This is a genomic window from Terriglobia bacterium, from assembly GCA_020073495.1.
GTDB lineage: Bacteria > Acidobacteriota > Terriglobia > Terriglobales > Acidobacteriaceae > JAIQFD01.
This window is the reverse complement of the sequence record JAIQFD010000003.1, coordinates 121,120-134,469: the sequence shown is the minus strand read 5'-3', so window position 1 is coordinate 134,469 and position 13,350 is coordinate 121,120. Positions and strand designations below refer to the sequence as shown.

11 protein-coding genes and 2 tRNA genes are annotated in these 13,350 nt (G+C 62.6%); 10 read left to right on the top strand and 3 right to left on the bottom strand.

Features of this window, described 5'->3' with window-relative positions; genetic code table 11:
• The first annotated feature begins 15 nt into the window (after positions 1 to 15).
• The 4 genes from LAN37_07990 to LAN37_07975 all read left to right on the top strand — a co-directional run bounded on the left by LAN37_07990 (position 16) and on the right by LAN37_07975 (position 5,117).
• The gene (locus LAN37_07990) at positions 16 to 483 is read left to right on the top strand and encodes a DinB family protein (GenBank protein ID MBZ5647144.1); all 468 of its coding nucleotides are present in this window, start codon (positions 16 to 18) and stop codon (positions 481 to 483) included.
• Between the two features lie 489 nt (positions 484 to 972).
• Entirely contained in the window at positions 973 to 1,575 is a 603-nt protein-coding gene (locus tag LAN37_07985; GenBank protein MBZ5647143.1) for a lytic transglycosylase domain-containing protein, read from the top strand.
• A 156-nt stretch (positions 1,576 to 1,731) separates the two neighbouring features.
• Complete coding sequence (locus LAN37_07980; protein MBZ5647142.1) at positions 1,732 to 3,852, top strand: N-acetylmuramoyl-L-alanine amidase; 2,121 nt, start codon at positions 1,732 to 1,734, stop codon at positions 3,850 to 3,852.
• 182 nt (positions 3,853 to 4,034) lie between these two features.
• Complete coding sequence (locus LAN37_07975) at positions 4,035 to 5,117, top strand: hypothetical protein (GenBank protein ID MBZ5647141.1); 1,083 nt, start codon at positions 4,035 to 4,037, stop codon at positions 5,115 to 5,117.
• 269 nt (positions 5,118 to 5,386) lie between these two features.
• Here LAN37_07975 and LAN37_07970 read toward each other — a convergent pair whose 3' ends face one another.
• Together LAN37_07970 and LAN37_07965 are read right to left on the bottom strand one after the other, a co-directional pair.
• Positions 5,387 to 6,025 (bottom strand): hypothetical protein, encoded by a 639-nt coding sequence (locus LAN37_07970; GenBank protein MBZ5647140.1) that lies wholly within the window; start codon positions 6,023 to 6,025, stop codon positions 5,387 to 5,389.
• A 127-nt stretch (positions 6,026 to 6,152) separates the two neighbouring features.
• Positions 6,153 to 6,228 (bottom strand) — tRNA-Thr (locus LAN37_07965).
• Between the two features lie 303 nt (positions 6,229 to 6,531).
• Here LAN37_07965 and LAN37_07960 point away from each other — a divergent pair.
• The 3 genes from LAN37_07960 (at position 6,532) to LAN37_07950 (ending at position 9,125) form a co-directional block, all read left to right on the top strand.
• Positions 6,532 to 7,362: a tetratricopeptide repeat protein gene (locus LAN37_07960; protein ID MBZ5647139.1), complete on the top strand. Its 831-nt coding sequence runs from the start codon at positions 6,532 to 6,534 to the stop codon at positions 7,360 to 7,362.
• 134 nt (positions 7,363 to 7,496) lie between these two features.
• The gene (locus LAN37_07955) at positions 7,497 to 8,675 is read left to right on the top strand and encodes an acyl-CoA dehydrogenase (protein MBZ5647138.1); all 1,179 of its coding nucleotides are present in this window, start codon (positions 7,497 to 7,499) and stop codon (positions 8,673 to 8,675) included.
• 165 nt (positions 8,676 to 8,840) lie between these two features.
• Positions 8,841 to 9,125, top strand: coding sequence for a PilZ domain-containing protein (locus LAN37_07950; protein MBZ5647137.1), 285 nt, complete (start codon positions 8,841 to 8,843; stop codon positions 9,123 to 9,125).
• 137 nt (positions 9,126 to 9,262) lie between these two features.
• On the opposite strand, the gene LAN37_07945 is transcribed toward LAN37_07950, so the two are convergent.
• Positions 9,263 to 9,339, bottom strand: a tRNA-Arg gene (locus LAN37_07945).
• A gap of 175 nt (positions 9,340 to 9,514) precedes the next feature.
• Here LAN37_07945 and LAN37_07940 point away from each other — a divergent pair.
• From LAN37_07940 to LAN37_07930, 3 genes are all read left to right on the top strand, one after another.
• Positions 9,515 to 10,237, top strand: coding sequence for a lipid-binding SYLF domain-containing protein (locus tag LAN37_07940; protein MBZ5647136.1), 723 nt, complete (start codon positions 9,515 to 9,517; stop codon positions 10,235 to 10,237).
• A 152-nt stretch (positions 10,238 to 10,389) separates the two neighbouring features.
• Positions 10,390 to 10,572 carry a hypothetical protein gene (locus tag LAN37_07935; GenBank protein ID MBZ5647135.1) on the top strand — a complete coding sequence of 61 codons (183 nt, stop codon included), beginning with the start codon at positions 10,390 to 10,392 and terminating at the stop codon, positions 10,570 to 10,572.
• A gap of 12 nt (positions 10,573 to 10,584) precedes the next feature.
• Complete coding sequence (locus LAN37_07930) at positions 10,585 to 13,350, top strand: hypothetical protein (protein ID MBZ5647134.1); 2,766 nt, start codon at positions 10,585 to 10,587, stop codon at positions 13,348 to 13,350.

The window sequence follows — 13,350 nt, the reverse complement described above, 5'->3', positions numbered from 1 at the left end:
CGTCAGGAGGACGAAGTGCCCGCACTGCCGACCATCCAGGACAACCTGCGCCGTAGCTTCGAAGGCGACGCCTGGCATGGCCCTGCAATGATGGAGATCCTCAAAGGCGTCAGCGCCAAACAGGCTGCGGCCAGGCCTATTCCCAACGCCCACAGCATCTGGGAGCTGGTGCTGCACGTGACCACATGGCAGTCGGTGGTCGTGCGCCGGCTGAAGGGAGAAGCCTACGATCCCAGCCCAGCCCAGGACTACCCACCGATCAGCGACAAGAGCGCGGCTGCGTGGGAGCACGACCTCGCGACCCTGCGCCACGTTCACGCCGAACTCAATGCTGCCGTGGACCGGCTGCCCGAGTCGCGTCTCACCGAGATCGTCCCCGGCGCCAAGTACACCATCGAGTTCATGCTCCAGGGTGTGATCCAGCACGACCTCTACCACGCCGGCCAGATGGCGATTCTGAAGAAAGCGCTGCAGAATCAGTGAGTCCGGCGAACTGCCGTGGCCTTCCGTAACCGACCTACGGAAACTTGCCTGTTTTCTTGGTTTTTGACCGGAGATCACCGCGGGTCACTCCCACGATTCCCTATAACTATCCGATTGCTCCCTATGTCTGTCCGTCATATAATCCAGCCACTCAGGACTTTTCCGTCAGGATCGGGTCTGGCGGCGCGGGTGTTTTGTGCCGCCGCACGAGACTGCTTGATGAGCAAACACTTGTCACAGCCCGCGTCAGGCGCCCGCAAGCTGGGCGGCGTCCCGGTCTCTGCGGTGATGGTTGCACTCATTCTGGCTGCATCGTACCCGGCTGGGGCCTCCGACGGCATTGTCGCCGTCACCGAGAATGGCCACGTCATCTACGTGGATGCGCCGACGGCGACGCCCTCCCCGCAACCGCGCCGCGCCAGCGTGCTGGTGTACTGGAGTCGCTCGGAGAAGCGCTGGAAGCGGGTTCCGCCGCCTACGCCATCGGCCATGCGCGCCGCCCGCTCCGCCGCCGCCGAGGTGCAAAAGTTCCTCGGCTCCGCGCCCAGCCGCGACTCCCAGCAACCTTTCACCGACCAGGACATCAGCCCCGACAATCGCGAACTGATCGGCACGCGCGCCATCAGCTCCGCGGAACTGGACCGGATCATCGCCGACGCGGCCGCACGCAACAACGTGGACGTCAATCTGGTCCGCGCCGTCATCAAAGTGGAGTCGAACTTCAATCCCAGCGCGCGATCGCGCAAGGGAGCGATGGGACTCATGCAGCTCATGCCGGGTACTGCCCGCAAGCTCAACGTGAACAATCCGTACGACCCGCAACAGAACGTGGACGGCGGCGTCCGCCATCTGCGGCAGCTCCTGGACATCTACAACGGCGACCTCACTCGTTCGCTGGCAGCCTATAACGCCGGCGCCGGGGCGGTGGACCGCAGCAACGGCGTGCCTCCGTACGCCGAGACCAGGAACTACGTCCGCAGGATCAAGACCCTGTACGGAGCGGGGGACGGCCAGTTTCTGACCGGCCCCGCCTCGGCGCCCATCCGGATGTACCGGGGGGCCGACGGCGTGCTGGTGATCACGAACGAGTAGGGGCTGCAGGACAGCCGCGCTCGGTTGTCCGCAAGAGAGTTTGGCTCGGTTATTGGCGATTCGAAGCGCTGAACTGTGACAGTAGGTCCAATGCGACTGGTCTCGCGCGGGCTGGCCGTCCTGCTGCTGCTCGCGCTTGCCCTGCCCGGCTGGGCGATGAGTGTCAAGCAGAAGAAGCAGCTCGCGCGCACCCAGTTCGAGACCGCCGAGCGCCTGCGCGAGGCCCTCAACGGCAAGCCCAGCGCGCTGCGCACCCGCCGCGACTACCAGCGCGTCACCGACGCCTACCGCAAGGTCTATTACGTAGCTCCGAACTCCAATAAGGCCGACGCCAGCGTGGTTGCCGTGGCCGAGCTCCTGGCGGAATCCGGCCGCGCCTTCGACGACCAGAAATCCTTCAAGTCTGCCATCGCCCAGTACGAGTTTTTGCGCCGCGAGTATCCCGGCAGCAAGTACCGCGTCCAGGCCCTGTTCACCATCGGCCAGATCTATCACCAGGACCTCGATGACGCCGCCCAGGCCAAGGCGAGCTTCCAGGAATTCCTGAAGCACTATCCGGGCAGCCGCCTGGCGGATCAGGCGCGCGCCGAGATCCAGGAGATCGATTCGTCGGCCAAGAACGCGAAGAAACAGCTGCCCGCGCCGCCCAAGAAGAAACCAGCGCAGCCCGTGCCCGAGGAGAGCGTCGAGCAGGCCTCGGCCAGCGACGAAGACAAGCCCGCCTCAGCGAAGACCCGCGGAGGCTTGCCTCTCGTCACCGGCGTGCGTCACTGGTCCACGCCCGACTACACCCGCGTCGCCATCGACCTCGAACAGGAGGTCAAGTACGAAGCCGGGCGGGTAGCCAATCCCGACCGCATCTTCTTCGACCTGCACGACACCAAGCTGTCCTCCGAGCTGATCGGCAAGACCTTCGATGTCGAGGACGGCTTCCTCAAGAAGATCCGCGTCGCGCCCTACCAGCGCGGCATTACTCGCGTGGTGCTGGAGGTGGATGAGCTCGCCGAGTATTCCGCCTTCCTGCTGCCCAATCCCTACCGCCTGGTCATCGACATCCACGGCAAGCAGCCGCCAAAAGCAATGGCCAAGGCGGAAGCGCCAAAGTCGGAAGCGAAGACCGAGGCGAAGCCGGCGGTGAAAGAAGCGGCGAAATCCGCGCCGGTCGAAGCCAAGTCGGAGGCCAAGAAGTCGGAACTGCCCGCTGCGAAGACTGAAGCCAGGAAAGTGGAACTGCCTGCTCCATTGCCTGCACCGGCTCCAGCCCCGTCCACCGCCACGGGAAAGCCGAAGCCCGTGGAACCCGCTCCCCAAGTCCAGGTCAAAGAAAAGCCCAAAGAACCAGCGATCAATCCCGAGAAGGATGCGGGCGCTACCGATATCGCCAAAGCGGAGCCCACGGTCAAAGACACGGCGAAACCCACCTCGGCGCCCACGTTTGAGGCCGTGGCGCCGCGCTCCCAAGGCAAGCGCCTCAAGAAGAGCGAAGTCGCCAAGGACCCCAATGCGCGCGAGGCCCAGCCCACGGCCAACGGGGAACGCTCGCTCATCCGCGCCCTGGGACTGAAGATCGGCCGCATCGTGGTCGATGCCGGCCACGGCGGCCACGATACCGGCACCATCGGCCCGAAGGGACTCGAGGAGAAGGACCTGGTGCTCGACGTCGCCCTACGCCTGGGCAAGTTGCTGGAGAACCGCATGGGGGCCGACGTGGTTTACACCCGCGACGATGACACCTTCGTGCCGCTGGAGACCCGCACCGCCATCGCCAACAAGGAAGAGGCGGACCTGTTTATCTCCATCCACGCCAATTCGAGCCGCGACGCCTCGGCGCGCGGCGTCGAGACCTACTACCTGAATTTCACCTCTTCAGCCGATGCGCTGGAGGTAGCGGCGCGCGAGAACGCAGTCTCCGAAAAATCCATCCACGAACTTCAGGACCTGGTGAAGAAGATCGCGCTGAAAGAGAAGATCGAGGAATCGCGTGAGTTCGCCTCCGACGTGCAGAAATCCTTGGCGACCGGCCTTTCCTCCAAGAACTCGAACATGCGCAATCGGGGCGTGAAGAAGGCACCTTTTATCGTGCTGATCGGCGCCAACATGCCCTCCATCCTGGCCGAGATCTCCTTCGTCAGCAATCCCAACGACGAGAAGAAGCTCATGACCCCGGATTGGCGGCAGAAGATCGCCGAGTCGCTCTACCGCGGCATGGCCAAGTACGTCAGCGGCCTCAGCGGCGTCAAGGTTGCCGCCAAGCTGGGCAAAGACTCCGGTCAGTAAGCGTTTTGTGTTCCTGACCGACCATTTGCACCTGTCATCCTGAGCGAGGCGCGCCCGGCGTCAGCGCGCCGAGTCGAAGAGCCTGCCCTGAGCGAAGCCGAAGGGACCCCTACCCTCAAAGGACAGCGTAGAATCTATCGGTAAGGCTCCGCTGTCTAATAGACAGGAGCTCTGTTGTCTCGATGAACCGCCTGCTTGCCACCGTCGCCCTTGTAATAGCGCTGGCTCTTTCCGCCCTGGCTGCCGACAAGCCTGCACCGATCCTCCCCGATATCTTTGCCGGTTGGCAAAAAACCATTCCGCACGCCGGCACCGATCCCGCGCAGGCCGACCCGGCGAACGGCGCCCTGATGAAGGAATACGGCTTCACCGACTTCGAAGCCGCCACCTACACCTCCCCCGGCCGCAAGCTTAGGGTCAAGGCCGCCCGCTTCAACGACGCCTCCGGCGCCTATGGCGCGTTCACGTTTTACAAGCGCGGTGACATGCAGACCGAGACCATCGGTGACCAGGGCGCCTCGGAGAACACCCACGTGCTGTTCTACCGTGGCAACATCCTGGTGGATGCTGTCTTCGACCGCGTGACCGCGATGTCGGCTGCCGAACTGCGCGAGCTAGCCAAGGGGCTGCCCCTGCCTCCCGGTGAGTCCACCAAGCCGCCGACCTTGCCGCTCTATCTGCCGAGGCAGTCCTTCATCCGCCATTCCGCGAAGTATGTGCTCGGACCGGTAGGCCTGGATGCGGTCGGCGCGCCGCTGCCGGCTCAACTGGTGGAGTTCGCACGCGGCGCCGAGGTCGTGCTCGGGAAGTATTCCACCTCGCAGGGCGTTGCTACGCTGACCATCATCTCGTATCCCACACCTGCCATCGCCGGCGAGCGCCTGCGCGCCATGGAGGCGGCGAAAGGCGCTCTCACTCATCCCTCCGGCGCATCGCCATCGCCGGATCTCAATCTCAAGCGCACCGGGCCACTGCTCGCGCTGGTGAGCGGTGACATTTCTCCCAAGGAAGCGAAGTCTCTTCTCGCCGCCGTCAACTACGAAGCCGACGTCACCTGGAACGAAGCCACCTCGCTCAGCAAGCGGGACAACATCGGCAACCTCATCGTGAACATCTTCGTGCTCATCGGGATCCTGCTGCTCTTCGCGCTCGTGCTCGGTGTGATGTTCGGAGGGGTGCGCGTCATTCTCAAGCGGCTATTCCCCGGTCGCGTGTTCGATCGCCCCGAGGATGTCGAGATCATCCGCCTGAACCTGCGCCAGTAGAGACCCACAAGTCTTTGATTCCGAAGCTTTTATCATGCCGCAGATGCGTTTTGGCCACTTTTTGTCACTTTTTCCAAGAGTTTGCTGATTTTGCAAGTTGTTGAAAACAATAGTGCTTATTCTCGAAAAATTCCTTGACACCCCATTTATCCGGCTCATAAGATTTCGCCATCGAGTTCTGACGTAATGCTTTCGTTGGAACTATTCTCCCTAAGAGAAAAGGCCGCCCATTGCCAGGGCGGTCTTTTCGTTTTCGCTGGATTCTTCGCTTAGCTTCGTGCCGGCTGGCGCAGCTTCGTCAGGATCTCCTGCACCACCATTCCCATCACCGCCGAGATGATCGAACCGAAGATGGTGATGAATAGCGCCTTGGCGTATCGCACGTACCAGGGCGTGTCCGCGCTCAAAGGCGCGAAGTGCGTGTCCTTCCAATTCACTTGCAGATTCCGGCTGAGCGCGCTGACGGCGACCGTAGACTGCGTGTCGGGGCTGAAGTCCACGGGGATGGTGCGCGATTGGTCATAACTGTCGCCCACTACCTGGATGCGGAGATTGTGATGCCCGTCCGGCACCTTCAACGTCTGCGAGAAGCTTCCCGGGTTCTTGCTGGGGAACAGTCCAAACTTTTTCTTCGCCGCGCCGCTCAATTTACCGGAATACACCAGTTGGTCATCCGCCCAGGCCCTGAGTTCTCCGGAGCGCAGGTTGTGCTGGCAGGTCACGCGCAAGGTGGCCGACCTGCCCGTGATGTACACCACGAATCCGATGCCCACCAGCACCAGCGGGAGTGCGATTTTAGCCTTCCAGGAAAGTCCGCGCAGAACGCTCAGGAACCGCTTTGTTCCGGCCGGCGGCTGGGGCGCAGCTACAGGCGTCGGGTTTTCCGCTTCGGTGCCTACCTGGGTCATGTCTCTTGCCGCATCCGGGCCCGGAGATCCTCCGACCTGCTCCTCACACGGCGGACCCGAGAGCGCGCCTAGTGTGCAAGAAAACCACACCCGGAACAAGCGGCTCGAGGGGTTCCGGCGAAAGGACTGGAGCCGACGATCGGACTTGAACCGATGACCTGTCGATTACGAATCGACTGCTCTACCAACTGAGCTACGTCGGCCCGGCGGAAGGAGGAGACCAGCTGCGCCTCTACTTCGATGATTCTAATTCCTCGTCCAATTACCGTAAAGTCGGCCCCTCTGCGGCGTCACAGAGTGCTGCGTACCGAGTACTGAGTACTTCTTTTGAACGCATCCGCCTCGCTACGTACCCAGGCTTGTAATTCGGCTCTGGTTACTGGTTACTTATCCACAATTTTTCCACTTGCTAATCCTCAGGCACCCTTCGCATAATGCATCTTGTTGGAACACAACCGCATACAGTGACCCGATACGCAAGAGCGGACGTACTGCGGATCCTGCGCATGTCGGCGCGCCAACTGGCCGGATGGGAAAAAGCCGGTCTGATCGCGCCCGGCGAAGACTATTCGTTTTTCGAGCTCCTCCAACTGAAGAAACTCCGAGACCTGAGCGCCAAGCGCGTGCGCCCGGGGGTGATTCGCGAGTCCCTTGAGGCTATGCAGAAGGCAGTCAGCGGCATGGAAAACCCCCTGCTGGAGGCTGGCACCTTCTCCACCCGGGGGCGCGTGGCCTTCCGCCATGAGGGTACCGCGGTCGAGCCCATGTCCGGCCAGTTCGTCATGGATTTCAACCGCCGCGCCGTCGTGCCCACCAAGGTCAGGGCCATGCGCACGGCCGAGACCGCGGTCGAATGGTTCGCCAAGGGTATCGCGCTCGAGGAGGACCCCGGGGCACAGCTCGAGGCCATCGAAGCCTACCAGCAGGCCATCGAACTCGATCCTGGGCACGCCGCCGCCCACATCAACCTGGGTACGCTCTACTACAACCGTCAGAACTACGCCCAGGCCGAGGCGCACTACCGCAACGCCGTCGAGGCGGACTCCAAGTACGCCCTGGCCTACTTCGATCTGGGCAACGTGCTCGACGAGACCGGGCGCCTCCAGGAAGCCATCCGCTCCTACAAGCAGGCGCTGGTGCTCGCCCCCACCTACGCCGACGCGCACTACAACCTGGCCCTCGCTTACGAGAAGCTGAAGCAGCCGCGCCGCGCCCTGCCCCATTGGCGCAGCTACGTGAAGCTGGACACCTCCGGCCCCTGGGCCGTGCACGCGCGCAATCAGATCCACCGCATCCTCGAAGACGACAACCTGCGCGTCGTTTACCGCCGCAAGTAGTTTTTGTTCTTCACTTCGTGTCTTGCTTTGTTTTCCTTCGTCTCCTTTGTGTGAGTCTTTTCTCTGCACGGTCGGAAATCGCAAATTACCGGTGCTACAATCCTCTGTTTCGCACTTCATACCGAGGGATTCATATGCCTGATGTCAGCGTTCAAAAGGAACTCGGCCCTGCTCCCCTGGTCGCGCTCACCGAAGACGAGGTTCTGTTCCGTGACAACGTGCGGCAATTCGCCGACGAGAAGATCCGCCCCCTTTCCCGCGAGATGGACGAGAAGGGCGTCTTCGACCACGGCCTCATCGAGCAGTTCTTCCAGCTCGGCCTGATGGGCATCGAGATCCCCGAACAGTTCGGCGGGGGCGGCGGCAAGTTCTTCGAAGCCATCCTCGCCGTCGAAGAGCTCTCCCGTGTGGACGCGTCCGCCGGGGTGGTGGTGGACGTGCAGAACACCCTGGTCAACAACGCCATCCTGCGTTGGGCCACAGACGAGCAGAAGAAGCGCTACCTGCCTAAGTTGTCCGCCGAAACCGTCGGCGCTTACGCGCTGAGTGAGGCCGGTTCCGGCTCGGACGCCTTCGCTCTCACCACCAAGGCGGAGCTCAAGGGAAGCGACTACGTCCTCAACGGCCGCAAGCTGTGGATCACCAACGCCAAGGAAGCCGGCCTGTTCATCATCTTCGCCACTGTCGATCCCGCCGCCGGCTACAAGGGCATCACCGCCTTCCTGGTCGACAAGGACTTCTCCGGCTTCACCGTCGGCAAGAAGGAAGACAAGTTGGGCATCCGCGCTTCCTCCACCTGCGAGCTGATCCTCGAAGACTGCAAGGTGCCGAAGAACAACGTGCTGGGCGAGGTGGGCAAGGGCTACAAGATCGCCATCGAGACCCTGAACGAAGGCCGCATCGGCATCGGCGCCCAGATGCTGGGCGTGGCCCGCGGCGCCTGGGAAGCTGCCGCCAAGTACGCCCAGGAGCGCAAGCAGTTCGGCAAAGCGATTGCCGAATTCCAGGGTGTGCAGTTCCAGCTTGCCCAGGCCGCCACCGAGATCGAGGCCGCCCGCATGATGGTGTATAACTCCGCCCGCATGAAAGACACCGGCATGAATTTCGTGAAGGAAGCGGCCATGACCAAGCTGTACTCCTCGCAGGTCGCCGAACGGGTCACTTCACTCGCCGTCGAGATCTACGGCGGATACGGCTTCACCAAGGACTACCCGGTCGAGAAGTACTTCCGCGACTCGAAGATCGGCAAGATCTACGAGGGCACCAGCAACATGCAGCTCCAGACTATCGCCAAGCTGGTCCTGGGCAAGTGACCGCGGTTGGCGGGCGTGAGCGCGTCCCAAAAACGAGCGGGAGCCCGCCGCGGTCATCCTGAGCGGCGCAGCCGCGAAGGATCTGAAGCCGCACACAGTCGCACACCAGCGCCGGAAACTGTTTCTTTAGTGTGCTCGTCTGCATTACGCTGCGAGTGAACTCTCATGTCCAAAGAACGCCGCAAATTCCCGCGCCTTGACCTCTCCGACGACGCCTACGCCGTGGACGAATCCGGGCAGACGCTGGGCAAGGTCCGCAGCGTGGGGGGCGGAGGCATGCAGATCGCGGCCGCCTCGAACCTGGTCGCGGAGCAGATGCCGGCGGGGCGCCGCCTGCGCATCGAGATCATCGAGCCCAAGAGCGACGTGACCCACACGCTGGAGGTCATCATCCGCTCCCGTCGCGAACGTACCATTGGCGTCGAATTCATCGGCGGCGAGATCCGCTGAACAGAGCCAGACAGTCGCCAAAGCCCTGCAAGGCTGAAGCGGGTAGCGCCACAACAGGTGCGACCGACTTAATCGTGAGGCGTGCAGCGGCGGGAGTTCACTGAGTACTGGGTACTGAGTACTGAGTACTGTTTTTCTGGTAGGCGCGGCTGGACTTGAACCAGCAACCCCCGGCTTAGAAGGCCGGTGCTCTATCCGATTGAGCTACGCGCCCGTTTCCATCTATTCCTTACATTCTAAACTGCTTATTTCGGCCCATGCCCAAAAGTTGTCCATGGGCCAACAGGGTTACGGCCGATTTCGCGTTCCCCCTGTGTCCCACAGGCACTTGCCCAGTGAACCGAATCACACAACCATATCCAGTCCGGAGCTGTCTAATGACAATCATGATGAAGAAAACTTTGACTGTGATCACTGTTCTTGTCCTGCTCATTCCGAGTGCGTTCGCCAAGGACAAGAGCGAGAAGGAACAAGAGCGCCTGAAGGCCTCCGGTGAGGTTTTGCAGGAAGTGCTGGACATCCCCGACGCCATTCCGCCCGACCTTCTGAACAAGGCCGAGTGCGTGGTGGTGATCCCCTCCACCCTGAAGTTCGCGATCGGAGTTGGCGGAAGCTACGGGCGCGGCGCGATGAGTTGCCGCACCGGCGCAGCCTTCACCGGTCCCTGGAGTGCGCCGGCTATGTACGCCCTGGAGGGCGCCAATATCGGCCTCCAGCTCGGCGGCCAGGCGACTGACTTCGTGCTGCTCGTAATGAATGCGCACGGCGTCGAGTCGCTGCTGAAGAGCAAGGTCAAGCTGGGTGCGGACGCTTCCGCTGCCGCTGGACCCAAGGGCCGCGACGCCACCGCCGCCACCGACGCTTTCATGCGCGCGGAGATCCTCTCTTACTCGCGCTCGCGCGGACTCTTCGCGGGAATCTCGCTGGAAGGCTCGACTCTGCGCCAGGACAACAGCGCGAACCGGAAGATCTACGGCCGCAAGCTGACGGCGCGCGAGATCGTGCGTGGCGGCACGGGCGTACCTGCCGGCGGCAGCGCCTTGGTTTCCACCCTCAACCGGCATTCACCGAAGAACCTGTCCGATCCCAAGTCGCTGCGCGCCGAAAAGTAACCACAAGCAGCCCAGGCATTTCCGAAAGGGGTACCTGGGCTTTTTTCTGCCCGTCGTCAGTCGCTGATCCCGGTTCCCGGCTTGACATTGCCCTGCATCGCCGACAGAATCCCTGCCCAGCTTCCTACCGTCTGTGGCAGAATCTGCAATCGATGAGCGAGCCTGAGCTACGTGAAAATCTCAAGGCCTTCCTGCGCATAGAGGAGATCGACTCACTGTTCAAGCGGTGGCAGAAGCTGGTGGCCTACGCCGAAAAGCTGATCCGGGAGAATGGGGAGAACAATGTCCTCTACTCGTACACGGATGCTACGGCGGAGGTAGTCCCGGCAAAGTAGGCCCTCGTCCCCATGGCCCGATTACTGCAACGTGTTCTGAACCTGCGTGAAGGGGATCTTGCCCGGGGCGGGCTGCTCTTCGTCCATCTATTTCTCGTGATCACCACCTACGTGGTCGCGAAGATCGCGCGCGACGCCCTTTTCCTTGACCGCTTCCGCGCCGACCAGCTTCCCTACGTGGACATCTCCGTCGCGGTGCTGGTCGGGTTCGTCGTTGCCGGATATGTTCGCATCGGCAGGCACATGGACCTGCCCCGGCTGCTGGTCGCCAGCCTGCTGTTCTTCTCCCTGCACAGCGTGCTGTTCTGGATTCTCGTGAAGTACTTCCACTGGCCCTGGCTTTTCCCGGTTTTCTACGTCTGGGCCGGGATCTTCGGCGTGCTGGCGCCGGCGCAGGTGTGGACGCTGGCCAACTACGTCCTCACCACGCGCGAGGCCAAGCGCGTATTCGGGTTGCTGGGCAGTGGCGGCATCGCGGGATGGATCTTCGCCGGATTTTTCTGCAAGGCTGTCGTGCGGGTCTTCGGGACAGAGGCCCTGCTCCTCGGCATGGCCATCTTCGTCGCGCTCTCCGCCGGGATGGTGGTCTTGATCCAGCGCCAGCACCTCCGTGAGAAGACCCTCGGCGCCGCAACCTACCTAGGCGGCCAAAAGGCCACTCCCAATTTCATGGAGAGCCTTCGCCTGGTTTGGGGCGCCAAATACCTGCGCTCGGTGGCAACACTGATCTTTCTTTCGTCCTACGCGACCACCATGACCGGCTGGCAATTCAAGGCCATCGCCAAGCAGTTTCTGGTGCACAAGGATCAGCTCGCCGTCTTCTTCGCGGATTTCAATTTCTACGCTGGCTTGTTGTGCTTCGTGTTCCAGCTCTTCCTTACCACACGCTTGCTGCGCCGCTTCGGCATCGGTCTGGCCCTGATGCTGGTGCCGCTCGCCTTACTAGCCAGCAGCGCCGGGGTGCTGGTGATGGGCACGTTGTTCTCGGTGCTGGTCCTGAAGAGCACCGACCAGGTCTTGCGCTACTCCATCGACAAGTCCACGGTCGAGCTTCTTTATCTTCCCGTCGCCCCGCGCCTGAAGATGCAGGTGAAGTCGTTCATCGATACCGTGATCTGGCGCTCCGGCGATGGACTCGCCGGTATCGCGGTATTGATCTGCGCTTCCACTCTGCACATATCGGCGCGCAGCATGAGCTGGGTGTCAATGGTGCTGATCTCGGCATGGTTGGCAGCCGCCATCGTCGCCCGCCGCGAGTACGTGATCACCTTGCGCGATAGCATCCAGCAGCACCGCCTCGATACCGAGCGCGCGGCCGCTCCCGTCCTTGACCGTTCGACGAGCGACATCATCGAGGCCAAGCTCGCCTCCTCCGATCCTCAGGACGTGCTGTACGGCCTCGACCTGCTCAGCGTGGAAGGTGAGCACAACATCCACCCGGCGGTGCGCAAGCTCCTCGGCCACCCTGCCGCCCAGGTCCGTTACAAGGCTCTGGCGCTGCTGCACGCGGCCGCGGACACGTCGGTCATTCCACGCGTTCGCGAGCTGCTGCGCGACCCCGACCTTGGCGTCCGCACCGAAGCTTTGCTCTTCCTCTCGCGTCACTCCGATATCGATCCTCTCACCACTATCCAGGAGCTTGGCGAATTCCCCGAGTTCTCCATCCGCTCCGGCGTGGCCGCGTTCCTGGCGCGCCCCGGTCCAAACCAGAGCTTGGAGGCGGTGCAAGGGATCCTCGACGGGATGATCGCCAGCCACGGCGCAGAGACCCGCCCGGCGCGACGCGAAGCCGCCCGCCTGCTGGGCGAGCTGCCCCTTCACTTTGAGCCGCAGCTACAGGCGTTGCTTGGGGATTCCGACCACGATGTCCTCCGTGAGGTGTTCCGTTCCGCGGCCAAGCTGCGCAATCGCCGCTTCGTCCCGGAACTGGTGGGTCATTTGACGGACCCGGTCGTCGGGAATGATGCCGCTGACGCGCTCGCATCCTACGGCAATACCGCGGTTGGCAATATCCGAGACTACCTGAGCGACCCCTCCATCCCCGCCAGCGTTCGCCAGGAGCTTCCCGAGGTTCTGCTGAAGATCGGCAGCGACGAAGCCGCGCATGTTCTCGTCGAAAACCTGCTGGAGCGCGACGCGACCGTGCGCTTCCACGTGATCTCGGCGCTCAATAAGCTCCGCCAGCAGCGGCCGAACGTGAACATCGACGAACCAACCATCGAGAGCATCCTTGCCGCTGAGGTCCTGGGCCACTATCGCTCGCACCAGGTGCTCCATCGCCTCGCCGCCGAGCTCGACGACTCAGCGCTTGACGCGATGCGCAAGTCCTTGGATCACGAGCGTGAGCGCATCTTTCGCCTGCTCGGGCTGCTCTATCCTCGGCACGACCTGCACAGCGCCTATTTTGGCCTGCAGTCGAGCGATCACATCGTCCACGACAACGCGATGGAATTCCTGGACAACATCCTGAAGCCGCAACTGCGGAAGATCCTGGTTCCCCTGCTGGACAGCGAAGTGTCTTTGGACGAGCGCGTCAAGCTCGCGGATCGCATCGTGCATGCCGGCGTACCCGACCAGGAGACCGCGGTAGCGCTTCTCATCACCAGTGATGATCCCTGGCTGCGCGCCTGCGGCGCCCGCGCCATCGGCAGCCTGGGGCTGGTATCGCTGGCGCAGCACCTGGATGCTTGCATCTCCGCTCCGGACCCGATAGTGCGCGAGGCCGCCCGGCACGCCCGCGAGCGTCTCGCCGCCCGCGCCGCCGGGGTCGGCGTCTAG

Coding starts and splice junctions, on each gene's coding strand:
- LAN37_07985 (MBZ5647143.1), top strand. CDS start 973: ATGCGCGCCGCCCGCTCCGCCGCCGCCGAGGTGCAAAAGTTCCTCGGC.
- LAN37_07980 (MBZ5647142.1), top strand. CDS start 1,732: ATGAGTGTCAAGCAGAAGAAGCAGCTCGCGCGCACCCAGTTCGAGACC.
- LAN37_07975 (MBZ5647141.1), top strand. CDS start 4,035: ATGAACCGCCTGCTTGCCACCGTCGCCCTTGTAATAGCGCTGGCTCTT.
- LAN37_07970 (MBZ5647140.1), bottom strand. CDS start 6,025: ATGACCCAGGTAGGCACCGAAGCGGAAAACCCGACGCCTGTAGCTGCG.
- LAN37_07960 (MBZ5647139.1), top strand. CDS start 6,532: ATGTCGGCGCGCCAACTGGCCGGATGGGAAAAAGCCGGTCTGATCGCG.
- LAN37_07955 (MBZ5647138.1), top strand. CDS start 7,497: ATGCCTGATGTCAGCGTTCAAAAGGAACTCGGCCCTGCTCCCCTGGTC.
- LAN37_07950 (MBZ5647137.1), top strand. CDS start 8,841: ATGTCCAAAGAACGCCGCAAATTCCCGCGCCTTGACCTCTCCGACGAC.
- LAN37_07940 (MBZ5647136.1), top strand. CDS start 9,515: ATGAAGAAAACTTTGACTGTGATCACTGTTCTTGTCCTGCTCATTCCG.
- LAN37_07935 (MBZ5647135.1), top strand. CDS start 10,390: ATGAGCGAGCCTGAGCTACGTGAAAATCTCAAGGCCTTCCTGCGCATA.
- LAN37_07930 (MBZ5647134.1), top strand. CDS start 10,585: ATGGCCCGATTACTGCAACGTGTTCTGAACCTGCGTGAAGGGGATCTT.